The following is a 22,932-nucleotide window of genomic DNA, read 5'->3' as shown; positions in this document are numbered from 1 at the left end:
TTAAGTTGCATGGTTCGCAATAAAATGAGACAATTTGTTGGATCGCTTCGCTTAACAGCGGGTTGCGGCTGCCACCGCGGGCGGTAAGGGGTGAGGAAGTTTTTGCTGGAGTTGATGCCAAGCTGGTGCTTGGCGTACCCAATTAAAAGGGTTGAGTAGGATGTGTAGGGACGCTGTCCCCATCCCTACGAGGCTTGCCAGCCGCCGCGGGCAGTAGGGGAGAGGGGGATTTTGAATAGTGAGTTGATGCCAAGCTGGTGCTTGGCGTACCCAATTAAAAGGGTTGAGTTGGAAGTGTAGGGGCGCTGTCCCCATCTCTGCGAGGTGTGCCCACCTTGGGAGGCGGTTAAAAAGGTGTTACCCTGCAGACGGGTGAAAGTGTTTAAGCCATAATTTGGTGGATGGGCTTGGTGTGTTCGACGCCGACGAGTTTGCGTTCTAAGCCACCATAGAAGTAACTGAGGGCATTGGGATCGAGGCCCATGAGTTGAAGAATGGTCGCATGAAGGCTATTGACGTGGTAGGGGTTTTCTACGGCTTCGTTACCGAGTTCATCGGTCTGACCAACAGAAATACCACCTTTTATGCCACCGCCAGCCATCCACATGGTGAAGCCTTTGGCGTTGTGGTCACGGCCAGTTCCTTTAGCGTATTCCGCAGTGGGTTGACGGCCAAATTCTCCGCCCCAGACCACGAGTGTTTCATCGAGCAGTCCGCGTTGCTTGAGGTCTTGAAGCAGGGCGGCAATGGGCATGTCGGTCCTGCGGCAATGATGGGTATGGTTTTTGACGAGGTCGCCGTGGGCATCCCAATTATCGTCATTGTGGCCACCACCGGAATAGAGTTGAATAAAGCGCACGCCACGTTCCACCATACGACGAGCCATGAGGCATTTAGTACCGTATTCACGAGTATAATTATCGTTGATGCCATACATTTCTTTGGTGGCGGTACTTTCGCTTTGCCAATCGACTGCTTCGGGAGCGTGCTTTTGCATATTGAAAGCGAGTTCGTAAGAAGAGATTCTTGCCGCCAAGTTGGAGTTGTCAACGCGATCAGCTAGATGCTGAGAATTGTATTTTTTGAGTGTGTCGAGCATGATGCGTTGTTGTTCACGCGTCATCCCCTTCTGCGGGTTGAGGTCGAGGATTGGGTTGCCTTTGGAGCGCATCATGGTGCCTTGATAAGCGGCGGGCATGTAACCGGAAGTCCAGTTTTTAGCGCCACTAATAGGTCCGCCCTTTGAGTCGAGCATAACCACGTAGCCGGGGAGATTTTGGTTAACGGAGCCCAAGCCATAATTTACCCAAGAACCCATGGTGGGGCTTCCGGAAATAATTTGACCTGAGTTCATTTGAAGCATGGCCGAGCCGTGAATGGGCGAGTCGGCTTGCATGGATTTAATGAAAGCGATGTCATCGACGTGTTTTGAGAGGTGGGGGAATAAATCAGAAACCCATTGGCCACTTTGACCGTGTTGTTTAAAGTTCCACTTGGGGCCAACAACTCGACCCGTATTTTTATGGCCACCACGACCATGTGTTTTTACGGGTATGGTTTTACCATCGAGTTTATAGAGTAGGGGTTTGTAGTCAAAAGTATCGACTTGTGAAGGGCCACCATACATAAAGAGGAAGATGACTGATTTGGCTTTGGGCGCAAACATGGGCGCTTTAGCTTTGAGGGGGTTTTGCCAGGCTGAGCCATCGGCTGCGTGGGCAGTGGAGCTTAAAAAACCATCTTGGCTCATCATATCGGCTAAGGCGAGGGAAGTAAAGCCAGCGCCCATATCGCGGAGGAAGTTTCTTCTATTCATCGTGGTCTCCTTAATCTAAGTAAATAAATTCGTTGAGGTTAAGCATAATCAGGCAAAATTGTTGCCAGGCTTTGTCTTTATTGCCGTTTTCTTTGCTGAAAGCAGTGAGGAAATCTTGGGCAGTTTTGATTTCATCGGGGCTCGCTTCTGAAGCGGTGATCAGTTGCCATGCGAGTTTAATGCGAGCCGTTTCATTGTCGCCGGCTTCTTTTTTGAGGCGTTGATAAAAGTCTTCTGCAGCTTGATTGATGAAGTCTGAGTTAATCATACTGAGTGACTGTGTCGGAGTAGTAGTTTCGAAACGCACCGCACAGGATGTATCGGTGGTGGCCCCATCGAAACTCTCGATAACGGGAAGGATCAGTGAGCGTTTGGTAAAGGTATAAACCGAGCGGCGATACTGATGCTTAGGATCTTTATCGACTTTAGTATTCCAAGTTATTTTAGACTGACTCTTTAGGACTTCATCACTGATTTTTGGGTAGACACTAGGGCCACCGTAATTGAGCATCAACTTACCAGTAGCCGCTAGGATGGAATCGCGAACTTCTTCGGAAGTAAGGCGTCGCATATTAAATCTCCAGAAGAGGTCATTTTGTGGATCGACTTGAAGAGCTTTGTTGTCGGCTTGTGAACTCATCTGATAAGTTGAACTCAGCATGATATGCTTATGCATTTTTTTCCAGCTCCAATCCTGTTCTTTGAAAGTGACCGAGAGGTAGTGCAATAATTCTTCGTGAGTGGGTTTGTCGCCTAAGTTGCCGTAATCATTGGTACTACGAACAATGCCGCGTCCAAAGTGGTATTGCCAAATGCGATTGACCATTACTTTTGCGGTCATGGGGCTTTCTTGTACCAACCATTCGGCAAGAGCACGTCGATGTCCACTAGTGTTTTCTGTCGCTTGAACGTTTGGTTTTTTATCGGTGAGAATAGTTGGGAAATGAGGTTCAACAATATCGCCTTTCGCATGGGCACTGCCACGAATGAGTAGGTGAGTTTTGGGTGCTTTGGTTCCATGCTCTCTAACTGCGAGAACATATTCTGCTGCAGTACGGAGTCTTAATTTATCATTGAGTTGGTGTTTGATTTGTTGATAACGATCGAATGTGTCTTTACCAAGTAGCCTCGAACCATCTCTACGCATGATTTTTGCAAGGCTTTTTGAATTTAAGCTTACGTTTGGCAATGAGAGGTGTTTTTTATCGAAGCCAGGACCGCTCCATAAAACTCGAAGGCCTAAGCCCTGCAGGTTTTGAAAGTACTCGAGTTTAATATCGTGCTCGCCAGCAGTGAGTGTGATACTATTATTATGATCATTTTTGTCGAATCGATGAATGCCATCAAATTCTAATACTTTCTTGCCGTTGATCGAAAGTCGAGAACCATCATCTGAGTTGAGGTGAAAAGTGTAGAGCCCATTTTCAGGAACTTGCAGTTTACCTTCAAAAACATAGCCGAAGGCCGTTTTTCTGGATGCTTGAGAAATATCAAAGTAGCCATGCTCAAGCTCGCCTTCCTCTTCGGCTTTTATCATATCGAAATCGGGAAGCTTATCCCAAGAAGAACGATAGAATTTAAATTTCAGTTGCTTGATGTCAGGCTTTTCAATCATACTAATGCGAGAGAGTTCATCCTCGATTCGACTTATTTCTTTAAGTAAGGGAGCCCTTTTGACATTGATAGAAGCGTTATAAGCATTGATTTCCTGCTTGCGTTTATCACTTATGACATTGCTTAAGATACTATTTTGATGGTTGCCACGTGAATAAGGTTTGATATTGTGAAAAAAGGCCAACATGCCATAGTAATCCTTCATGGGGATAGGGTCAATTTTATGGGAGTGGCAACGGGCACAGCCCACAGTCATGCCCATAAAGACCTCTGATGTGGTTTTGAGAATATCGTCATAGCCATCATAGACGGATTGGAGTCGATCGGCGGGTTCATCGTCGAAAAGGCCTAAGTGATAGTAGCCTGTGGCGGTGATGGTTTCGCGAGTTGGATTGTCGAGTTCATCGCCTGCAAGTTGTTCCATGATCATTTGGTCATAAGGTTTATCTTTATTGAATGAATCAATAACCCATTGACGGTATTGCCATGCTTGTGGCTTGGCGCCATCTCTTTCATAACCATTCGTTTCAGCATAACGCACGAGGTCGAGCCAGTGACGGCCCCATTTTTCACCGTATTGCTTTGAGGCGAGAAGTTCATCAAGCACTTTTTCGAAGGCTTGAGGCGACTTGTCGGCTAGGAAAGTATTGATTTTTTCTTGTGAAGGAGCAAGGCCAATGAGGTCGTAGTAAGCTCGGCGGATAAGTGTCTTTTTATCGGCTTTTTGAGCTGGGTTAAGGCCCTTGTCTTCTAATTTTTTTAGAATGAAGCGGTCAATATTATTATTAAGCCATGATTCATTTTGCACTTGGGGAAGAGTCGGCATTTTCTCAGGCTGGTAAGCCCAGTACTGCTTAGTTTGTTCGTTGACTTCATTTTTCTTGACCAATACATGCTCAAGATCTTTTTTGTAGGGAGCGCCACGCTGAATCCATTCAGTTATAATAGCAATTTCTTTATCCTTGAGCTTCTTCTTTGGGGGCATCTGGATATCGGGATCCATATGATTGATATAGTAGAGGAGGCGAGACATGTGAGGTTTTTCTAAGTCGACCACATTGCCCAAGTCACCACCTTTGAGTAAATCTGTGCGCGAAGCGAGCCAGAAATCTGATTTCATATGTTTTTCGTCATGTCCATGGCACTCAAAACAATTCTTTTTAAGAATGGGGTGAACTTTTTCGGCAAAGAATTTTTCTGTATCTAAGTCATCTCTAATTTGTTTGAGAACGGGGAGCTTACCACCGTTAATTTTAGTTGAGCGATCCTGTAGAACCGTTCCAGCGGGCCATTTAGCTCCGTCTTTAATCCACTGGCTTAAGAGCTCTATCTGTTTTTTATTTAGGGGGTCACCTTTGGGAGGCATGATATCGTCGTGGTCGGCAGGGAGAGCTATTCTTTCAATTAAAAGACTGTCTTCAATGTTTCCAGGAATAATCGCTTCACCTTCGTCTCCTCCTTTTTGAGCAGCACTTAAAGTATCGAGTCGTAGAGAGCCCTTATCTTTTTTGGGTCCGTGACATTTTATACATTGCTCTTCGAGAATGGGTTTAACTTCTTTATGGAAGTCGACGGCAAAGAGAGGGCTACTGAGGGTGGTGAAAGCGAGTAGTGAGTTCAGCTTCATGCTTAGGCGTCTCCGTGTGTTTTAATTAAAATATTAAAAGTTAAATAATAATAGTGCTAGTATTTTGAAAAATCAAACCTATTTTTTAAAATATAAATAAAGTTCTAGATATCAAAAAAGGAGTTTTGAAATATGAAAAAGATAAAATGGGGAATACTAGGCCCAGGCAGGATTGCGGAGAAGCTTGCAGTAGCTATTCAACAAAGCGAAAATGCAGAGCTTTACGCAGTGGGTTCGAGAAGTTTAGATAAAGCTGCGAACTTCGCAAAACGTTTCGGGGCTAGTCAGTCCTATTCATCATATGAAGAACTCTGTAGTGATGATAAACTGGATGTTATCTACATTGCTACACCACATAGCTATCATTGTGAACATTCAATGTTGGCAATGAAGCACGGTCGCAACGTTCTGTGCGAAAAACCCTTTGCTCTGGATGCTGGTGAAGCTCAAAAAATGATTCAATGTGCTAAAGATAATAATGTCTTTCTCATGGAGGCGATGTGGAGCCGCTTGTTACCTGGTATGAAAAAGGTTCAAGAGCTTTTAGCCGCTAATGCCATTGGGCCTATTAAAATGATGAGCGCAGATTTTTGTTTTACTTCGAGCCCAGAAGATAAGCCAAGGCTCTTTGAGCCGGCCTTAGGTGGCGGTGCATTGCTTGATGTGGGCATTTACCCTCTGACTCTAGCGTGCAGTTTTTTTGGTTTCCCAAAATCAATAGAGGCTGAAGCTGATTTAACAGATAAGGGTGTCGATGCGACCAGTACTTATTTTTTGAATTTTGCGAATGGCGCAAAAGCTGAGCTTTATTCAAGTGTAGTCAAGGAGAGTCCAGGGCAGGCAATCATTGAGGGTGAAGAAGGTACGCTCACGATTCATGCGAAGGCTTGGACTCTTCAGAAAATCACCCTTAAAAACGGCGTTGAGAAAACTTTTGACACTTCATATGAAGGTAGTGATTACCTCCTGCAAGTGGAAGAAGTTAATCAGTGCCTAAGGCAAGGTTTGAAAGAAAGTTCAGTGAACTCTTTTGAATGGACGATGAATATGATGCAACTCATGGATGACTTACGAGATATAATGGGTGTGAATTACAAAACAGGAACGAAGGCTTAAGATGAAAAAAGTATTGATATTAATTAGTTTATTATTGTTCTCCGTTCAGGCAGAAGATTTTTCAAAACGCCTGACTTTACTCTGTGAATCTTATGGTAAAAATCACGTGGCGATTCGCAATGAAGCGGGCGAGATTTTATGGAAGCAAAAAGTTCGTACAGGTCAACACGACGTTCACATGCTTGCCAACGGAAATATTTTATTACAGGATGATTGGCGTCGCATCGTCGAAATCACTCTCGATAAAAAAGTTGTGTGGTCCTATGATGCGGGGAATATGAATGGCAATAAAGGGAAAGGAGTCGAAGTACACGCCTTTGTTCGTTTAGATGATGGCATTACAATGATTGCAGAGAGTGGCCCGAAGAGGCTCGTATTTGTAGATAAAGAAAACAAACAGATCAAGAAAATTGACTTAAAAGTTGATAAGCCTGATGTTCATCGCGATACGCGCTTGGTGCGCCAACTCGCCAATGGCAATTGGTTAGCCTGCCACGAAAATGATCATTTTGTACGTGAATATAATGCTAAGAGCGAAGTAGTCTGGGAGTATGATACAGGCAACAAAGTTTACGGTGCAATTGGCCTCAAAAATGGCAATTACTTAATTGCAACGGGTGGGGGTAATAGCGTCATCGAAGTTAATAAAGGTAAAGAGATTGTCTGGGAAATTTCGAAGAAAATTCCTGGTACAGATAAAAATATGAAATGGATGACGACTTTAGTCGAACGTGATAATGGTAATTTGATCATCGGTAATTGTCACGCTGGCCAAGGAAGTCCGCAGATGTTTGAAATCACTCGTGATAAAAAACTCGTGTGGGAGATGGAGGACTTTAAGAACTTTGGTAATGGTTTAGCCGCAGGTCTTGTACTTGATGGAGCACAAGCACAGCAAACTCTAAACAAACTCAAATCTATTCCCGCTGAAACTCGTGTAAACGATAAGCTTCTAGAGTTTAAATAGTTTTACTCTACAGTCTTATTTTAAACCCAGTATGAATTTTATTTCTACTGGGTTTTTAATTTTCATGACAACATAACAGGACGTGTAAAATTTAGACATAGTTTTTAGATTTAAGATGAAAAGTATATATAAATTTTGATCATTAATACTCAATAAAAATTCTTAGATTTTAATAAGAGCTACATTTATAAATACTTAATAGATAATATTTATAAATTTTTTTGCTAAGCAATTTTTTTGGAACATCATTCAGTGAACGTTTTGAACGATTTTTTCAAATAAGGAGTAAAAAAATGTACAAAATATTATTAATGATAAGCTTGGCAGTTTTGACTGCATCGGCAAGTGAAAAGAACAATATTTATGCGACTGCATCTGCAAGTGGTAATTTTAAAATTCTTTTGGCGGCAGTAGATGCGGCTTGCTTATCCGAGGTTTTAAAAGGTGAGGGTGAATTAACTGTCTTAGCACCTACGGATCAGGCTTTTGGACGCTTAGCACCTGGGACTGTTGAAGATCTCTTGAAACCTGAAAATAAACAAAAACTGATCGATATCCTAAAGTTTCATGTTATTTCTGGTGTCTTCAAAGCAAATGATTTGTTTGCTGAAGAACTTTACACACTGCAAGGTCAAAGTCTAAAAACGAATGTGAAAGATGGTCAACTATTCATCGATAAAGCAAAAATAATTGCCAATGACATAAGTACTTCCAATGGGGTCATTCACGTTATTGATCAAGTTCTTCTTCCCCAAGCAGAAATGGCGAATAAAGAAAAAATGACCAAGCTGATTGAGTCTGCCATAGAAAAAGGAGTTCGCTTATATAATTCAGGGGAACATCAGTCTTGCGTAGATGTCTATAGCTTGGCATTAGAATCCTTGCTTTACTGGAACCAAGGAACTTTCAATAATGATCTGAAAAAATCTATCAAGAGGGCTCTTTCTGAGAGTAAAAATCACCACAAAGCTGATAATAATGCTTGGGCCTTAAGAAAATTATTAAATAAAGCATATGGAGTATTGAGCCAGGAAATGGAAACAAAAACAATGACGAGTTCATTTAAACCAATTATTGAGTCTAACTTGCCTAAGGGTTTTCCCGATCCTGGACCAGTGAACCAAGTGGTTTTGAAAGAGTATCCTGCTTATCGAGCAGCACAAGCGGATTCTTCAGGTCAAAGCAGTACGTTTATGAAGTTGTTTTATCATATTAAAAAATCTGGTATTTCTATGACTGCGCCAGTAGAAATGCAGTTAGATACAGAGGGCCAGTCGCGTAAAAATATGGCCTTTCTCTATGCCAATCAAAACATAGGTTCTACAGGAGAGAAAGGTAATGGAGTCGAAGTTGTTGACTTGCCAGCTCAAGCTTATTTAAGCATTGGAATTAGAGGGAGTGAATCAAAACAAAAAATTGCTGAGGCAATAGAGAAAATTGAAGCGTATCTTCTCGAGAAAAATCAGTGGGAAGTTACAGGTGAGCCTCGACTCCTGGGTTACAATAGTCCTATGGTACCTCGAGAAAATCGCTATTGGGAAGTGCAACTACCTGTCAGTTCTAAATAAACTTATTGAGTTGTAATTATTTGAGATGCTTTTTCTGATATTTAAGAGGCGTAGTTTTGACGTATTTCTTGAAGGCTTTAGTGAAAGCACTTTGATCGTAAAATCCTAGATCTAGGGCGAGCTCAGAAATAGATTTATTAGCTTTGAGCAACTGCTTACAGGATTTGAGTATGCGAAGTTTAATTATGTACTGGTGACTCGTGGTCTTAAAAGTATCTTTGAATCTACGTTCAAATTGACGAACAGATAAGCAGGAAATTTGGGCTAGATGCTCCTCGGTAATCTTTTTGTGATAGTTCTCTTTTATATAGTCGAGAGCTTTAGCCAGTTCTTTATAGGGACGAACGAATTGAGAGGATTCATCGAGACTTTGGCAAGTGCCGCAAAGACCAATGATTTTTCCATCTTGATTAAAGAGCGGAATTTTTGTTGTGGAGAACCAAGTGGGATCACCTAGATAATTGGGGAATAGTTCAATGATATTATTTTTTGCTGCGCCAGTACTAAGGAGTTTTATATCGTCGTTTTTGTACTGTTCAGCGAGTTCGGGTGGAAAGATATCATCATCGCTTAATCCAATAATTTCTTCTTCTTCGCGAAAGCCGCAGTGATGCACAAAAAGTTTATTTCCCATAATCAGACGAGCATTGGCGTCTTTCGCAAAAAAGAGCGTTTGCGGTAGATCCTGAAATAATAAGGAGAAGTTCAAATCAGGACGTAATTGATTGAGAAATTCTTTTTGTTTATCTTTTTTATCTGGGCTCATAAAATTTTAATGAATTATATTCTGAATCAGATTTAATCTAACCTGGTATTTATTATGCCTTTTTTAAGCAATGAAATTACTCGAACTTAAGCTCCGAGTTTTTTGGAGATTTCGGTGGCTGCGTTGATGCAGAGTTGGCCGAGTTTTGGAAAGTTCTTGATGGGAATGCGGCTGGAGGGGCCAGTCAACCAAATGGCAGCAATGGGCTGACGTTTAGAGTTGAATACTGGAGCGGCAACACAGCGCATGCCTTCACGTTCTTCATCGCAATCAACGCCAAAACCTTGGACTTTAACTTTTTTTAGTTCTTCGTAGTAATCATCGGCATTAGAAATGGTGTTTTTGGTGAATTGTTCAAAGCTCATAGCTTTGATATAATGACTTTGTTCACGAGCACTCATGTAGGCTAAGACGGCTTTCCCAGGAGCAGCGGTATGGAGATCAAATTGCGTGCCAATATCAACAGTGAATTTAAAGCTATGGCGTGCAGGAGCCTGCTCCAAAACAACTCCCTGAGTATTGACGAGAGTACCAAAGAGTACGGTTTCCATACTCTCGTCCCTGAGTTTAAGCATTGATTCCCAAGCGTTTTCAACGAGGCTTTTTTCGGCAATGGTTGAATGGGAGATATTTGTCATCTTGTTGGTTAGAATGAAGGCTTTACTAAGTGGGTCACGTTCTAAAAAACCGCGATGCTCCATTGTGGCAGTTATCCGAAAGGCGGAGTTTTTTGGGATTTCTAAAGCATCGGAAATCTCGGACATAGTTAAGCCCTTTGGATTATCAGCAAGTAATTCCATGACTCTCAAGGCACGGTCGAGATTGGGGATGATGTAAGAGCTTTTTATTTCTTTTTCGGCAGACATATCGCGTTCACTTTCTATTTATAATTTGCATAACTTAATCTACTTTTTTTGATATATAGAAAAAAAGAGTGTTTTTACGTAATTTTTTATGGTGTTTTTAGAGGATAATCGTTGTTGTGCTCTTAACTTAACATTTTCATTAGGAATTAGTCGTAAGAATTATTATAAGTATTTCTTTACTTAGAGTGCTTTTAGGAGTCAAGTTTTTTAGGCTTACCCGTATGGTGTGTAATAAATCTAGGAGTATTTATGTATATGAAATTTTTATTATTGTTATTACCCTCTGTGCTCATTGCGCAAAATTGGTCCAGTGCTATGGGGCCTAATAGCAATTACCAAGTCGAAGGTGATGCGCCCATTAAGTGGAGCCTAGTGCGCAATGAAAATATTAAATGGCGTAGGGCACTTGCTGAAGCAGGGCAATCAGCGGTCATTGTTTGGGGAGATAAACTCTTTACTACCATGCATAAAGCGATTGAATCAGAAGATCAAAAAATGGCGGTGAAAGATGTGATAGCTTTATGTCTAGATGGCAAGACAGGTGAAATACTTTGGCAAAAAGAGCTTCCAGGTTTAGTGACGATTCAATTATCAAGTGGTTTTTCTGATGGCACTGTTTTTTCTCCTTTATGTGATGGAGAAAAAGTGTGGTTTTTTAATCGCTGTGGTCAAATGGCTTGCTTTGATTTAGATGGCAAAGAGATTTGGCGACGTTCTTTCAAGCCGCGCTATATGCACACGAATCGTCAGGCCGAACCCCGTATTGAAGGCGATGCGATTCTCTATGTGGAAATGGCGAATAAAAAAGAGGAATACACGTCTCTTGGAAAAAAGGATTTGAAGAAGAAAAAAGAGTTCAGTCAAAATCGCGAATTTTGGACCTATATTCACGGGATAGATAAAAACACTGGGGAAATTCTGTGGCGCGATAAACATGGAATTACAGTTCACAGTAATCCGCTTGTCAATACATTGAAAAATGGTGAGCGAGCCCTCGTAGAAGTACGTGGAGGGCCACACGCTCCAGTGGAAGGACCCGCAGGTTTAACTTTGATGAGCTTAGAAAAAGGGCGTGAGGGTGAAGCAATTTGGACGAAAGATTTTGCTCATTTTGTTCAGACAAATCTTCATTGGAATAGTGAATTTATTCCGCTTTTTGCCGGGGAGTACCACTACACTTTGAACACAAAAGATGGCAGTATCTTTAAAAAAGTTAATTTTCTTAAAAATGTCATTCTTCATAAAAGTGATGAGCCTTCAAAGGAAACCGATTTACAAAGCAAAAAAAATAAACCCGCAACATATTCAACAAATATCCTTGTGGGAGATGATCATTATTTTTTAGCACATGCCTCAGCTCATTTGGGAAAAATTAATGTCCGCACCGGTTCAGTTGAGTACCTTGAATTGCCAGCTCAAGTTATTCCAGGAAAGAATTCCAGATCCGAAGATCAATTCAAAAATTCAATTAAGGAAGTGAAAAATATTCCTATTAATCAAAAAGGCTTTGCGGTCGGTCATAAAGGACATAACACAGCAGGCTTTGGGCACATGCAATCCGCAAGTCCCATTCTTGTTGGCAAGCACCTCATCTTCCCTGTTGTTACAGGGACCGTTTATGTGATTGATACGACAAAAACTTTAGAAAAAGGAAAAGCCTTGGTCGCTATAAATGATTTAGGAGAAGCGGGAAGAACTTGGACTTTAAGTTCCTTTACCTATTCCCAAGGGAAACTCTTTGCTCGTACAATGAAAGAAATTATCTGCATCGAAAATAAGGAAGAAGTTAATGCAAAAAAGTGAGTTTTTAATCGCCTATCTATTTTTCATCCTTGGTCTCCAGGCTATGGAGAAACCTCATATAATTTATGTACTCATGGATGACATGGGGCAGGGCGATGTGAGCTGTTTTAATCCTTCGTCAAAAATTCATACGCCGCAGATAGATGCCTTGGCAAAAAATGGCATGATGTTTACTGATACCCATACCAATTCTTCAGTGTGTACTCCAACGCGATACGGAATTCTTACGGGGCGCTATGCTTGGCGCACGCATCTGAAAAAGAGCGTGATTGGCGGCACCTCACCATCTCTCATTAAACCAGGTCGCATGACTCTAGCCTCACTCTTGAAAGGTCAGGGCTATCATACGGGCATGATCGGTAAGTGGCATTTGGGCTGGGACTTTAGTTTTCACCCCGATAGTGTAAAAATTGATCCCTTGTATTGGGGGTATACTCCTGGGACAAAAATTGACTATGCTAAAGGAGTGGAAAATGGTCCTGATGTTCATGGCTTTGACTATTACTATTCTATTCCGAGTTCCTTAGATATCCCGCCTTATGTTTATGTGGAAAACGGTCGCGTCACAAACTTGGATATTAGCGAAAGAAAAGGCGAAGAAGGTAAACGTCTCTGGCGTGGGGGACCCATGTCGGCCGATTTTGATATCGAGGATGTGACCCCAAACTTTTTTCGTCGAGCCAATCAATTTATTGCGAAAAACGCAAAATCAGACAAACCATTCTTTCTGTATTTACCTCTGCCATCTCCGCATACACCGATCCTTCCCATTAAAAAATTTCAGGGAAAGAGTGGTGTCAATGAGTACGCTGACTTTATCTTGCAGATAGATTCCCACATGGGGGAGCTTATCAAAACTTTAAAAGATAATAATATCTTTGATAACACACTTCTTGTTTTTACTGCAGATAACGGAATTTCTCCTCGGGCGGATATCGTAGAAATTAATAATGCCGGACATTTTCCGAGTAATGGATTTCGCGGTCGCAAGGCCGATATTTTTGAAGGTGGTCATCGCGTTCCCTATATCGTCACTTGGCCAAATGGCGGAGTGCAAGCGGGGTCTGTTTCAGAACAAACTATTTGCACCACAGACATGTTGGCGACTTTGGCGGATATCCTCGAAGTGAAATTACCAGAGAATGCAGGAGAGGATTCCTATTCTACTTTACCCTTGCTTATAAATAGGCCTTATGACTTTAAACGTCCCGCGACTGTGCATCATTCAATCAATGGGTCTTATGCGATTCGCCAAGGTGATTGGAAATTGATTTTTTGTGCGGGTTCAGGCGGATGGCCTAAGAGTGACCTTACACCTGAAATGGCGTCGGCTCAGGGGCTACCCGTTATTCAGCTCTATAACTTGAAATCCGACCCAGCTGAAACCGTGAACCTTTATGCTAAATACCCGCATATTGTCGATCGCCTCACCGTTCAAATGCAGAAGTATATAGATGAAGGCAGAAGCACTCCAGGTGAAGCCCAGAAGAACACTGGTGAAACTCCTTTCCTACCTAAGGGTTTTGCAGAGCTCTCTGCAAAACTCCCAAGGAAAGTGGATAAAAATGTCAAAGTTGACGGTATTAAGTAGTTTAATTGACTTTGTTTAAAACTTCTCCTGATAAGAAGGCTTTGATGTTATCGGCCGCAATTTGAATGAGGCGCTCGCGGCATTCTTGAGCTGCCCAAGCAATATGTGGCGTGATAAAGCAGTTCTTTGCAGAGAGTAGGGGGTTGTCTGCGGCAGGGGGCTCAGAACTTAAAACATCGAGTCCCGCAGCGGCAATTTGACCTTCATTAAGTGCTTGTGCTAAATCGGCCTCATTGATGAGTGGACCACGACCCGTATTAATAATTACGGCGGACTTTTTCATTAAGGCGAGTGATTTAGCATTGATAATTTCCTGGCTCTCTGGGCTCAATGGGCAATGAAGACTAATGATATCACTCTGGGAGAAGAAATCATTAAACTCTAAACGCTCGATCGGATCTTTTGCGGGGCGCGCAGATTTGAGCGCAACAATTTTCATGCCAAAAGCTTTTGCGATCTCCGCAACTTTTTTGCCGATGGAACCAAGCCCAATAATTCCCAAAGTTTTTCCTTGAAGCTCATTAAGCACGCCATGTGTATAAGAAAAGTCTTGGCAATCGGCCCATGCACCAGCTTTAGCCGATTCCGAATGCTGAGCCACTTTATTAAAAATATTGAGGATGAGAGCAAAGCTATGTTGTGCGACAAAGGGAGTTGAGTAGGCAGGGATATTTGTCACAGTGATACCGCGAGCTGTTGCGGCTTCAAGATCAACCACATTGGTTCCAGTGGCGAGGACACCAATATATTTTAAACTTGGAACCTGATCCATAGTTTCTGAAGAAATAATTACTTTGTTGGTCAAGAGGGCTTCGGCTCCTTGGATGCGTTCGAGTAATTCATTGGGAGCGGTTCTAGGGTATTGCACGAGTTCAGTAATTTGATCTATTGCATCCCAGTTTAAATCACCGGGGTTGGCAGTAAAAGCGTCGAGAATAATCGTTTTCATGTATAAGTCCTATTTAACTAAATTAATTCTTTTATGGTTTTGCAGGCTGCGTTGAACTGCATCCGTAAATTTCATGTAATCAATTGCCGTTTCGAATGAAGTTAATTTTACTTCTTCTAAACCGCGAATCGCATTGATGAATTCTTCTTCCACACGCCATACAGCGTTTTTGGGGGGAGTAAACTGATGCTCATGAAGTTCAGTGTCACCCTTTTTCCCGAGAAAGAGTTTATCCTTTTTGAAGTCGAGATGGGCACTAGCTTCCGAACCAAAAATCCACACGGATTGTGGTGTATCTTCAAGAGCGCTTACCGAGGAAAACTGCAAATGAGCTTCCGCACCATTTTCGAGTTCGGCCAAAATATTGAGGTGCTCGGGGATTTTCACTTTGACTTCTTTGCCCTCATAAAATTTGCGATCACTAAATACTTTGCCAGAAGCCAAGAGCGACTTGGCAGGGCCGAGCCAACGCGACATACTCTCGTAGAGGATTCCCATGAGCATGATATTATCACCAGAGATCTCACGATTTTCTCTCCAGTGCATGGGAGCGTTTTTGTCATAGAAAGTATTGAAATTAAAACGACCATTCACGGCAAGTATATCGCCAAAATAATTATCCTGAATAAGTTTTGTGAGTTCAGCATCGTATTTGAAGCTAAAGGGAGCAGGGACAATTTGAGTTCTTTGCGAGGGGCGCAAACGCGCTTCATCAAGCATTGCCTGAGCTTCATCTAAGTTCCGCGCCATGCGAGCCTCGCAAAGAACATGTTTGCCGGCTTTGAGAGCTTCGAGAGTTAATTTGGCATGCATGTTGGGCCAAGTTCCAATCATAATCGCATCGACTTCAGGGTGATGGATTACTTGTGTCCAATCATCATAGGCATGGGGGATATTAAATTGTGCACAGACTTTTTGTGCGGAATCAAGACTACGATTAGAGACGGCTATGATTTCCACATCTTCTAGGGCTTGAAAGCCAGGGATGTGTTTAAGGCGAGTGTTTTCTCCAGCGCCAATAATGCCAATGCGAATTTTCATTTGAGTCCTTCTTTGGAAATTGATTGATCGCTTACTTAAGCACGAGAAAAGAGGATTTATGAAGTCAGAATAAAAAAAATGGATCTTTTTTTAGAAAAGTATGTAATGATTAGCTCAAAAATTAGAAATAGCAGTAGGAACAACAAAAAACAAATAAGGATAAGACAGATGAAACTCAAGACAATTTTAATCGCATGTGCATTACTTTTAAGCCTTGGCCTCAGTGCTGCAGATAAGAACATTATTGATGTAACAGATAAAGACTTTGATAAAAACGTGATCAAAAAAGAAGGCATTGTTTTAGTTGACTTCCACGCGACTTGGTGCGGACCTTGCAAAAAGTTAAGTCCTGAAATCACCAAATTGGCTGAAAAATACAAAGGCAAAGCTACTATAGTAAAAGTGGATGTGGATAAAGCCCCTAAAGCCTCAAAAGATATTAAATATATTCCACATGTGGTTTTATATAAAGATGGTAAAGTGGTAAAAGTTGTCGAAGGACGCGATGCAAAAAGTATTGGGAAAGATATTGAAGCTGCCATGAAATAAACTTAATTCCGCTCGCTTTAAAAGTGCTCATTTATTGAGCACTTTTTTTGTGCTCAGATGGAATTGGAACTTTCGTAAATGAGCTTATTTTGTCGCCATTAGAGTCATTCTATTTGAGATGACAGAATTTTTTTATTGGAAGATTTATGGAACTTGAAATAGGTTCATTTGAGCACCGTTTTAGCGGGATCCAACGCTTGTATGGTAAAGCAGGTGCAGAAGCTGTGCGAAAAGCGCATGTTTTAGTTGTTGGAGTTGGCGGTGTGGGCTGTTGGGCTGTAGAAGCTTTAGCCCGTACAGGTATTGGACAATTAACTCTCGTGGATTGGGATGATGTTTGCTTTTCCAATTCTAATCGCCAGTTACAAGCGATGACTGGCATGGCTGGTAAAGCTAAAGTCGATATTCTCAAAGAACGCATTGCTCTTATTAATCCAGAATGCCAAGTTCACGCCGTTCGCGATTTCTATACAAAAGATAATGCTGACGATATATTCACCCACGATTTTGATTATGTCGTTGACGCCATCGATAGCTTGAGCCCAAAATGCCACCTTATTGCGGAATGTAGAAAACGCAAAATTGGACTTGTTGTATCGGGGTCTGCAGGTGGTCGTTTAGATCCTTCCCGGATCGAAGTGGAAGATTTATCACGCACAAAATATGATCCGCTCTTAGCGCGAGTGCGCAAGAAACTTCGCAACGAGTATGGATTTACCCGTTACGAAAAGAAAAAGTTCAAAGTTGAAGCAGTATACACGCAAGAACTACCCGTCTTACCAGAAGCCTGTGAAGTAGGTGAAGTGGAAGAAGGTGAGTCCAGAAATCTGGATTGCCGAAGCGGTTATGGGACGGCTACTTTTATTACTGGGGTGATTGGCTTTATGATGTCAGAACGTGCGGTTGCAGGAATTTTAAAGAAAACTAAGGAAAAGTAAAATGTCATTTCTAAATCTCGAAGAAAAAACCTTTGTGGTTCTCGGTGTCGCTAACAAAAAGTCAGTTGCCTGGGGAATTGCTTCGGGACTGGAACAAGAAGGTGCCAAAGTTATTTACATCGTTCGTTCAGAAAAGCGTAAAGAAGAACTCTCAGCCCGCTTATTAAAAGATAGAGAAATCATTATTTGTGATGTGGAATATCAAGAGCAAATTGACGCTGCTGCAGAGCAAATAAAAACTCTCGCTCCCAATGGCCTTGACGGTTTTGTTCACTCCATTGCATTTGCCAATTATTCAGAAGGCCTTCAGCCTTTCCACTCAACAGTGAGAAAAGACTTTTTACAGGCAGTGGATATCTCTTGCTTTTCTTTGCTCGCCATGACAAAAGCACTGAAAGAACAGTTCAACGAAGACGCGGCAATCGTCACAGTCTCAATTTCCACAACGCGTATGGCCTCTGAAAACTACGGTTACATGGGACCGGTGAAAGCCGCTCTCGATTCATCTGTTGCCTTCCTCGCAAAGTCTTTGAGTGAAGATACTAATATTCGTGTTAATGCCGTAGGTGCCTCACTATTGAAGACTTCTGCATCTGCAGGAATTCCTAACTACATCAACTCTTATCTCTTTGCCGAAAAAGTGATCCCTCGCAAAAAAGCTCTACAAACAAAAGAAGCCGCCGATACAGCACTCTTTTTACTGAGCCCTCGCTCCAGCGGAATCAATGCTCAAACAATTGTTGTAGATGCGGGCATGAGCATCAATTACTTTGATCGTGATGTGATTAACGACTGCATGCGTTAGTCACTTGGCTTAGTTATGGTTTTATCAACTTAACGAAATTCCATAGAAATAAAAAAGGCTTTATAGAATTTTCTATAAAGCCTTTTTAAGTTTGAAAGAGAAAGATCTTAGCTTTCTACTTCTGCGTTGTGGTAGACTTCTTGAACGTCATCACAATCGTCGAGCATATTGATAAATTTCTCGAAACGTGCTGCGTCAGCAGTTGCAACAGCGTGCATGTTTTGAGGTTCATAAGTGATTTCTTCAACTTCGAATTTGATCTCTGGAGTTTCTTCAGTTAAAGCAGTTTTGATTTTGTAGAACTCAGTATGAGGTGCAAATACAGTGAGCATGCCATCTTCAACTGTAATGTCTGTCACGTCAATATCAGCCATCATTAAGGTTTCTAAGACAACTTCATCGTCATCACCGGGGAAAACGAAAATGGCTTGGTGTTCAAACATGTGAGCCACTGAACCAGGGCCGCCGAGTTTACAGTCACACTTAGTAAAGCAGTTGCGAACTTCTGAGATCGTACGGTTATTATTATCTGTGAGGCAATCGACAATGACCATGCAGCCACCAGGACCATAACCTTCGTAACGCGCAGGTTGGTAGTCTTCGCCACCACCACCTTTGGCTTTTTTGAGAGCATTTTCAATGACGTGAGAAGGAACAGAGCTTTTCTTAGCTTTATCAATCAAACGACGGAGTATAGGGTTATTATCGGGATCAGAGCTGGTGTTTTTGGCGCAAACATAAATTTCTTTACCAAATTTCGTATAAAGTTTAATTTTCATTGCACCAGTTTTGGCCATTGAGTGCTTGCGGTTTTCGAATGTTCTTCCCATAATAGATCTCTTGCTTGTGTTTATATTATCTTTGAATCTAACGGGGGCTAGAACTTTTGAAAGTGTGTTAAGCACGAAAAAACTAGATATCCGCTTCTTTTCTTGTCGAGAGTAAAAGAACCACGACTCGACTCCACATGAAGGTTCTTTTTGTGGTGAACTTGATTATTATTTGAACCTTAGCCCTTGAGTAAAACTCCGCTTATTTCTAAACTAAGTGAAAGCTTTGCAAATATTAAAACGATTGAGTGAGTATAAGCAATAACAACGAGGACTTTATGAAAAAATTTATTTACCTGCCATTTCTGTTTACCTTTAGTTTAGCGATGGCTCACGAGAATGGTCATGTAGAATACCAAGAACAAAAGGAAGAATCCTTTGGCCGCCTGATCTTAGCTGCGTCGTCAGGCAAAATCAAAAATAGAGTGACGATTAAAAAAGACCAATCCTATGTCTATATCGAGACCAATAGTATTCCGGATCATTCAGTCAATAGCCGTGGGCCGAACTCCATGCAGGAAACATCCAAATCTTACCGAGTACCAGTGAGCCCCAAAACAAATGATCAGCCAACACAATCCAACCCGAATTCTTTTGGCGTCGCTCTTAACGGCGTTCCCTTTCGACCTTCAACAGCCGAGTATTGGAACAATAATCGAGATTGGGTAGAAGAGGCTATTAGTAGTCGTGGAAAACGGCTTCTAGGTCTTGACAATAATTATGGTCACGTCGATCACTCAGGGCTTTATCATTACCATGGAACACCAACAGATTTTATTAAAACTCAGCAAAAAACCACTCGTCAACGTATGGCACTCGTAGGTTACGCTGCCGATGGTTTTCCCATTTATAGTGAATATGGTTATAGGAGTGCTAAGAATTCTCGTTCAGGTCTCACTAAGTTAAAATCATCTTATCAACTCAAAAAAGGTAAGCGTCCCTCAGATGGGCCCTCAGGCCGTTATGATGGTACCTATGCCAATGATTATGAATATGTCGAGGACAGTGGAGACTTAGATGAATGCAATGGTCGTTTTGGTGTTACACCAGATTACCCCAAAGGGACTTACTATTATGTAATAACCAAGAGTTTTCCTTTTGTTTCGCGTTTTTGGAAGGGTACACCCGATGACAGTTTTCTCGATCGTCGAGGAGGGCGCAATAATGGTCAGGGGAATCAACAAGAGCGTCGCGGTGGCCAAGAAGGTCGCGATCAAGGTCGTGAAAATCAAGAGGGACGCGGTCAAGGACGCGGCGGACGAGAGCAGGGGGACGATCGCCGTCAAGGACCACCGGGTCAACGTGGTGACTCAGATTTTCGTCCTCCTCATCCACCACCCCATCATCGTGATCGCAAGGAACAAAAAGAAATCGAGATCCTATGAGCTAATTTATAAGTGGGTGCAGTTTTTTGAAGAGTTAAAGACCTCTGGAATAGGAAATTAATAAAAATCTTAATAAAATTCAAATAATTGTCAAAAGTGTATATCTTTATAACGAAGTAATTGGAAATGAACGATAAAAGCGAGCATGTCCCATGAAAAAGTTTACACTAATCGAGCTCTTGGTCGTAGTTGCCATTATTGGAATACTAGGATCCTTACTCCTTCCAGCTTTGAGCAATGCGAGAGAAAGCAGTCGCCGAGCAAGTTGCTTAAATAATTTAAAAACCCACGGTTCCGTTTTAATCATGTTTGCCGATGATAATGACGACTGGTTTCCACCAACGGGAACAAGTGGATCTTACGGGGGGACTGGTGGTAATTTATGGTCGGGAAAAACGGGGACACTGAGTCCTGCACCTCTTGCGAGTGAACGTTGGTTAAATTCCTACTTGGGAAATCCTTCTGATACCGCCGAAGCTCCTTTTGCTCAATGTGTATCCGAAAAAGATAGCCTCAATCGCTACAATGAATATGGCAGTTCCTATTTTAGAAATAATACACTTCAATGGGTGAAATCTCAGCCTAAAAATGCCATACGTCATCAAGAAATTATTGATCCAGTTAAATTTATCACCATGGGTGAACACGGCGGACTTTGGGTGGTAGCACAAGCTGGACGTGCACAGCTTGGAGAATTTTACAATCACACCGATATGGGAGACTATCGCTGGAATCTTCTCTATGCAGATGGTCACACGCAATTCACTCGGATTATACCAGGACAAGATACCATGGGACACTATACAGTAGCCAATGACGGCCTCTAAAAATTAAAGCGTCCCCCTAGTAGCCAATGACGGCCTCTAAAAATTAAAGCGTCCCCCTAAACGAGCCCAGCGAGTGCAACTCAAACGTCAGCGCTACCTAAGCACGTAGTGCGCACCCAAGGAGTTTTACCCCGCCCCCTAAGGCAACTTGTTGCCGCAACCTAAGCGTCAGCGCTACTTAGTGCCTGACCGAAATGAACCTAAGTCTTTTAAGTATAATAATTTATAAGGAAAATAAGTTGTGAGTTTTTCTAGAAAACAGTATTAAAGTACCCTATAAAACTTTTGTTTAAATGTATAGTACTTCATCATAAACTACTATTTATCCAATAGGATACAGATAAAATAAAAGAATCCAAGGTGTCATATAGCATGCGTAATTTTACAAGTACACAAGCAGAATTAGGAGAAAACCCACTTCTCGGAGTCACGCCAATTGAACAAGTGAGACTCGACACATACTGCCGTGATGAAATAACCAAAACTCTTCGTGGTTTACAAGAAATTTATCGAAACAAAGTTTTACTCAAAGAAATCCAAGATGTTTTGTCTGAATTAGTTCCTAAAGGAACATCCTGGAATGATGGACGTAAAGGAATGGATCTCTGGGTTATTTTTGTTTTAGGCACTTTGCGTTTGAGCTGTAATTGGGATTATGACAAGCTCAAAAGTTGCTATGATTATCATCACAAAATTCGGGAGATCTGTGGAGTTGATCTTTTTTGTGATGTCGACATAGTTACAGGACGCCAAACAATACACGATAACGTTAGCCTTTTTACAAAAGAAATTGCCAATAAAATTAGTAAACTCGTAGTTGCTTTCAGCCATGAATTACTTTTCCCAGAAGAACGAGAATTACATAGTCGTTGCGATTCTTTTGTTTTTGAAACGAATGTTCATTTCCCCACTGATTTGAATCTATTAAAAGATTCTGTACGCAAAGTATTGAGCATCGGAGGCAAATTGGCTTCATCTTTGAAAATCACTGGCTGGCGTGAAGTAAAAAGCCAGCAAAAGAAATTCCATAGCCTTTATAATAAACTGAGCAAGATGCGTCACTCTAACTCGAAGAAAGAAGAGCGAAAGGAAAAACGTCGCTTAGAAATAGAGGAGATAATTAAGGATTACCTTAGTGTGGCTCGAGCTCATTTACTCAAAGCAAGAACTCTCCAGAATTCTTTAGATGAAGAGTGTCCCAAGCTTCAGTTAAACATGGATTACACGGACTTATTCATTAAGCAAATAAGTCGTAGAGTTCTTAATGGAGAGACTATTTCACCCGATGAAAAGGTGTATTCGATTTTTGAACCTCACACAGAATGGATATGCAAAGGAAAAGCTGGGATTCGTCAGGAACTTGGCGTGAAGGTATGTGTAGTTGAAGATCAGTTTGGCTTTATTCTCGACCATAGGATCATGAAGGGCGAGCAGGATAAAGACGTGGCGGTTGAAATGGTTCGTAAAAGTAAGGAGCTGTACCCTGGGCTGACATCGATGAGTTTTGATAAGGGTTTTTATTCAAAGGTAGATAAGGATGGTCAAAATAATCACTCCCGCATTGAAGCATTAGAGGTAAGAGCTCACCTCCCTGTAAAAGGTCGCCGAAATAAAGCTGCTCAAGAGCGTGAAAGTAAGGAGGCCTTTGTCGTCGCTCGCAAACAACACCCCGCAGTTGAATCAGCTATTAACGCTCTTGAAAGTCATGGTTTTGACCGATGCCCTGATAAGGGTACTCCTAATTTCGAACGTTATGCCGCTATGGCGATAAGTGCCAGTAATATCCATCATCTTGGTGCTATCATCATGGCCAGAGAAATCAAAGTCCTACGTAGAAAAAGAAAAAGCGCTTAAAGCTCTTCATAATAATAAAA

At 41.8% G+C, this 22,932-nt stretch carries 19 protein-coding genes; 11 read left to right on the top strand and 8 right to left on the bottom strand.

Annotation, left to right across the window (positions count from 1 at the left end):
- Positions 1–51: 51 nt before the first annotated feature.
- The 3 genes from LNTAR_RS15305 to LNTAR_RS15295 all read right to left on the bottom strand — a co-directional run bounded on the left by LNTAR_RS15305 (position 52) and on the right by LNTAR_RS15295 (position 5,057).
- Positions 52–315: a hypothetical protein gene (locus LNTAR_RS15305; protein WP_007279633.1), complete on the bottom strand. Its 264-nt coding sequence runs from the start codon at positions 313–315 to the stop codon at positions 52–54.
- A gap of 67 nt (positions 316–382) precedes the next feature.
- Positions 383–1,816, bottom strand: coding sequence for a DUF1501 domain-containing protein (locus LNTAR_RS15300; protein ID WP_007279632.1), 1,434 nt, complete (start codon positions 1,814–1,816; stop codon positions 383–385).
- Positions 1,817–1,826: 10 nt separating this feature from the next.
- Positions 1,827–5,057, bottom strand: a complete 3,231-nt coding sequence (locus LNTAR_RS15295) for a DUF1553 domain-containing protein (RefSeq protein ID WP_007279631.1) — start codon at positions 5,055–5,057, stop codon at positions 1,827–1,829.
- Between the two features lie 132 nt (positions 5,058–5,189).
- On the opposite strand from LNTAR_RS15295, the gene LNTAR_RS15290 reads away from it, so the two are divergent.
- From LNTAR_RS15290 to LNTAR_RS26695, 3 genes are all read left to right on the top strand, one after another.
- Positions 5,190–6,173: a Gfo/Idh/MocA family protein gene (locus tag LNTAR_RS15290; protein ID WP_007279630.1), complete on the top strand. Its 984-nt coding sequence runs from the start codon at positions 5,190–5,192 to the stop codon at positions 6,171–6,173.
- Between the two features lies 1 nt (position 6,174).
- Entirely contained in the window at positions 6,175–7,140 is a 966-nt protein-coding gene (locus tag LNTAR_RS15285) for a beta-propeller domain-containing protein (protein WP_007279629.1), read from the top strand.
- Between the two features lie 293 nt (positions 7,141–7,433).
- Complete coding sequence (locus tag LNTAR_RS26695; RefSeq protein ID WP_007279628.1) at positions 7,434–8,708, top strand: heme-binding protein; 1,275 nt, start codon at positions 7,434–7,436, stop codon at positions 8,706–8,708.
- Positions 8,709–8,724: 16 nt separating this feature from the next.
- Here the strand turns inward: LNTAR_RS26695 and LNTAR_RS15275 are convergent, their stop codons facing one another.
- Both LNTAR_RS15275 and LNTAR_RS15270 read right to left on the bottom strand, forming a co-directional pair.
- Positions 8,725–9,474: an AraC family transcriptional regulator gene (locus LNTAR_RS15275; protein WP_007279627.1), complete on the bottom strand. Its 750-nt coding sequence runs from the start codon at positions 9,472–9,474 to the stop codon at positions 8,725–8,727.
- Between the two features lie 86 nt (positions 9,475–9,560).
- Positions 9,561–10,340, bottom strand: coding sequence for an IclR family transcriptional regulator (locus LNTAR_RS15270; protein ID WP_007279626.1), 780 nt, complete (start codon positions 10,338–10,340; stop codon positions 9,561–9,563).
- Between the two features lie 255 nt (positions 10,341–10,595).
- On the opposite strand from LNTAR_RS15270, the gene LNTAR_RS15265 reads away from it, so the two are divergent.
- Complete coding sequence (locus LNTAR_RS15265) at positions 10,596–12,143, top strand: outer membrane protein assembly factor BamB family protein (protein ID WP_157473615.1); 1,548 nt, start codon at positions 10,596–10,598, stop codon at positions 12,141–12,143.
- Positions 12,130–13,734: a sulfatase family protein gene (locus LNTAR_RS15260; protein ID WP_007279624.1), complete on the top strand. Its 1,605-nt coding sequence runs from the start codon at positions 12,130–12,132 to the stop codon at positions 13,732–13,734. Before LNTAR_RS15265 ends, LNTAR_RS15260 begins: the two co-directional genes overlap by 14 nt.
- 1 nt (position 13,735) lies before the next feature.
- On the opposite strand, the gene LNTAR_RS15255 is transcribed toward LNTAR_RS15260, so the two are convergent.
- Together LNTAR_RS15255 and LNTAR_RS15250 are read right to left on the bottom strand one after the other, a co-directional pair.
- The gene (locus tag LNTAR_RS15255) at positions 13,736–14,683 is read right to left on the bottom strand and encodes a D-2-hydroxyacid dehydrogenase (RefSeq protein WP_007279623.1); all 948 of its coding nucleotides are present in this window, start codon (positions 14,681–14,683) and stop codon (positions 13,736–13,738) included.
- Positions 14,684–14,692: 9 nt separating this feature from the next.
- Complete coding sequence (locus tag LNTAR_RS15250) at positions 14,693–15,724, bottom strand: Gfo/Idh/MocA family protein (RefSeq protein WP_007279622.1); 1,032 nt, start codon at positions 15,722–15,724, stop codon at positions 14,693–14,695.
- Between the two features lie 78 nt (positions 15,725–15,802).
- On the opposite strand from LNTAR_RS15250, the gene LNTAR_RS15245 reads away from it, so the two are divergent.
- From LNTAR_RS15245 to LNTAR_RS15235, 3 genes are all read left to right on the top strand, one after another.
- On the top strand, positions 15,803–16,273 hold the full coding sequence (locus LNTAR_RS15245) for a thioredoxin family protein (RefSeq protein WP_083800052.1): 471 nt from the start codon (positions 15,803–15,805) through the stop codon (positions 16,271–16,273).
- Positions 16,274–16,419: 146 nt separating this feature from the next.
- A complete protein-coding gene (locus LNTAR_RS15240) occupies positions 16,420–17,211 on the top strand; it encodes a tRNA threonylcarbamoyladenosine dehydratase (RefSeq protein WP_007279620.1) in 792 nt (263 codons plus the stop codon).
- Position 17,212: 1 nt separating this feature from the next.
- Positions 17,213–18,016, top strand: a complete 804-nt coding sequence (locus LNTAR_RS15235; protein ID WP_007279619.1) for an enoyl-ACP reductase FabI — start codon at positions 17,213–17,215, stop codon at positions 18,014–18,016.
- 107 nt (positions 18,017–18,123) lie between these two features.
- Here LNTAR_RS15235 and LNTAR_RS15230 read toward each other — a convergent pair whose 3' ends face one another.
- Positions 18,124–18,846 (bottom strand): YebC/PmpR family DNA-binding transcriptional regulator, encoded by a 723-nt coding sequence (locus tag LNTAR_RS15230; protein ID WP_007279618.1) that lies wholly within the window; start codon positions 18,844–18,846, stop codon positions 18,124–18,126.
- 278 nt (positions 18,847–19,124) lie between these two features.
- Here LNTAR_RS15230 and LNTAR_RS15225 point away from each other — a divergent pair, with 278 nt between their 5' ends.
- The 3 genes from LNTAR_RS15225 to LNTAR_RS15215 all read left to right on the top strand — a co-directional run bounded on the left by LNTAR_RS15225 (position 19,125) and on the right by LNTAR_RS15215 (position 22,912).
- The gene (locus LNTAR_RS15225; protein WP_007279617.1) at positions 19,125–20,231 is read left to right on the top strand and encodes a YHYH protein; all 1,107 of its coding nucleotides are present in this window, start codon (positions 19,125–19,127) and stop codon (positions 20,229–20,231) included.
- 152 nt (positions 20,232–20,383) lie between these two features.
- A complete protein-coding gene (locus tag LNTAR_RS25870; protein WP_007279616.1) occupies positions 20,384–21,058 on the top strand; it encodes a type II secretion system protein in 675 nt (224 codons plus the stop codon).
- 372 nt (positions 21,059–21,430) lie between these two features.
- A complete protein-coding gene (locus tag LNTAR_RS15215) occupies positions 21,431–22,912 on the top strand; it encodes an ISNCY-like element ISLar7 family transposase (RefSeq protein ID WP_007277838.1) in 1,482 nt (493 codons plus the stop codon).
- Positions 22,913–22,932: the final 20 nt, after the last annotated feature.

Source organism: Lentisphaera araneosa HTCC2155 (assembly GCF_000170755.1).
GTDB classification, from domain to species: domain Bacteria; phylum Verrucomicrobiota; class Lentisphaeria; order Lentisphaerales; family Lentisphaeraceae; genus Lentisphaera; species Lentisphaera araneosa.
This window is presented reverse-complemented; position numbering and strand designations above follow the sequence as displayed.

Excerpts from the sequence above, each read along its gene's own strand:
- LNTAR_RS15275 (WP_007279627.1), bottom strand. The coding sequence starts at position 9,474 with ATGAGCCCAGATAAAAAAGATAAACAAAAAGAATTTCTCAATCAATTA.
- LNTAR_RS15230 (WP_007279618.1), bottom strand. The coding sequence starts at position 18,846 with ATGGGAAGAACATTCGAAAACCGCAAGCACTCAATGGCCAAAACTGGT.
- LNTAR_RS26695 (WP_007279628.1), top strand. The coding sequence starts at position 7,434 with ATGTACAAAATATTATTAATGATAAGCTTGGCAGTTTTGACTGCATCG.
- LNTAR_RS15285 (WP_007279629.1), top strand. The coding sequence starts at position 6,175 with ATGAAAAAAGTATTGATATTAATTAGTTTATTATTGTTCTCCGTTCAG.
- LNTAR_RS15225 (WP_007279617.1), top strand. The coding sequence starts at position 19,125 with ATGAAAAAATTTATTTACCTGCCATTTCTGTTTACCTTTAGTTTAGCG.
- LNTAR_RS15295 (WP_007279631.1), bottom strand. The coding sequence starts at position 5,057 with ATGAAGCTGAACTCACTACTCGCTTTCACCACCCTCAGTAGCCCTCTC.
- LNTAR_RS15235 (WP_007279619.1), top strand. The coding sequence starts at position 17,213 with ATGTCATTTCTAAATCTCGAAGAAAAAACCTTTGTGGTTCTCGGTGTC.
- LNTAR_RS15245 (WP_083800052.1), top strand. The coding sequence starts at position 15,803 with ATGGATCTTTTTTTAGAAAAGTATGTAATGATTAGCTCAAAAATTAGA.
- LNTAR_RS15265 (WP_157473615.1), top strand. The coding sequence starts at position 10,596 with ATGAAATTTTTATTATTGTTATTACCCTCTGTGCTCATTGCGCAAAAT.
- LNTAR_RS25870 (WP_007279616.1), top strand. The coding sequence starts at position 20,384 with ATGAAAAAGTTTACACTAATCGAGCTCTTGGTCGTAGTTGCCATTATT.
- LNTAR_RS15305 (WP_007279633.1), bottom strand. The coding sequence starts at position 315 with ATGGGGACAGCGCCCCTACACTTCCAACTCAACCCTTTTAATTGGGTA.
- LNTAR_RS15240 (WP_007279620.1), top strand. The coding sequence starts at position 16,420 with ATGGAACTTGAAATAGGTTCATTTGAGCACCGTTTTAGCGGGATCCAA.
- LNTAR_RS15260 (WP_007279624.1), top strand. The coding sequence starts at position 12,130 with ATGCAAAAAAGTGAGTTTTTAATCGCCTATCTATTTTTCATCCTTGGT.
- LNTAR_RS15270 (WP_007279626.1), bottom strand. The coding sequence starts at position 10,340 with ATGTCTGCCGAAAAAGAAATAAAAAGCTCTTACATCATCCCCAATCTC.
- LNTAR_RS15290 (WP_007279630.1), top strand. The coding sequence starts at position 5,190 with ATGAAAAAGATAAAATGGGGAATACTAGGCCCAGGCAGGATTGCGGAG.
- LNTAR_RS15255 (WP_007279623.1), bottom strand. The coding sequence starts at position 14,683 with ATGAAAACGATTATTCTCGACGCTTTTACTGCCAACCCCGGTGATTTA.
- LNTAR_RS15215 (WP_007277838.1), top strand. The coding sequence starts at position 21,431 with ATGCGTAATTTTACAAGTACACAAGCAGAATTAGGAGAAAACCCACTT.
- LNTAR_RS15250 (WP_007279622.1), bottom strand. The coding sequence starts at position 15,724 with ATGAAAATTCGCATTGGCATTATTGGCGCTGGAGAAAACACTCGCCTT.
- LNTAR_RS15300 (WP_007279632.1), bottom strand. The coding sequence starts at position 1,816 with ATGAATAGAAGAAACTTCCTCCGCGATATGGGCGCTGGCTTTACTTCC.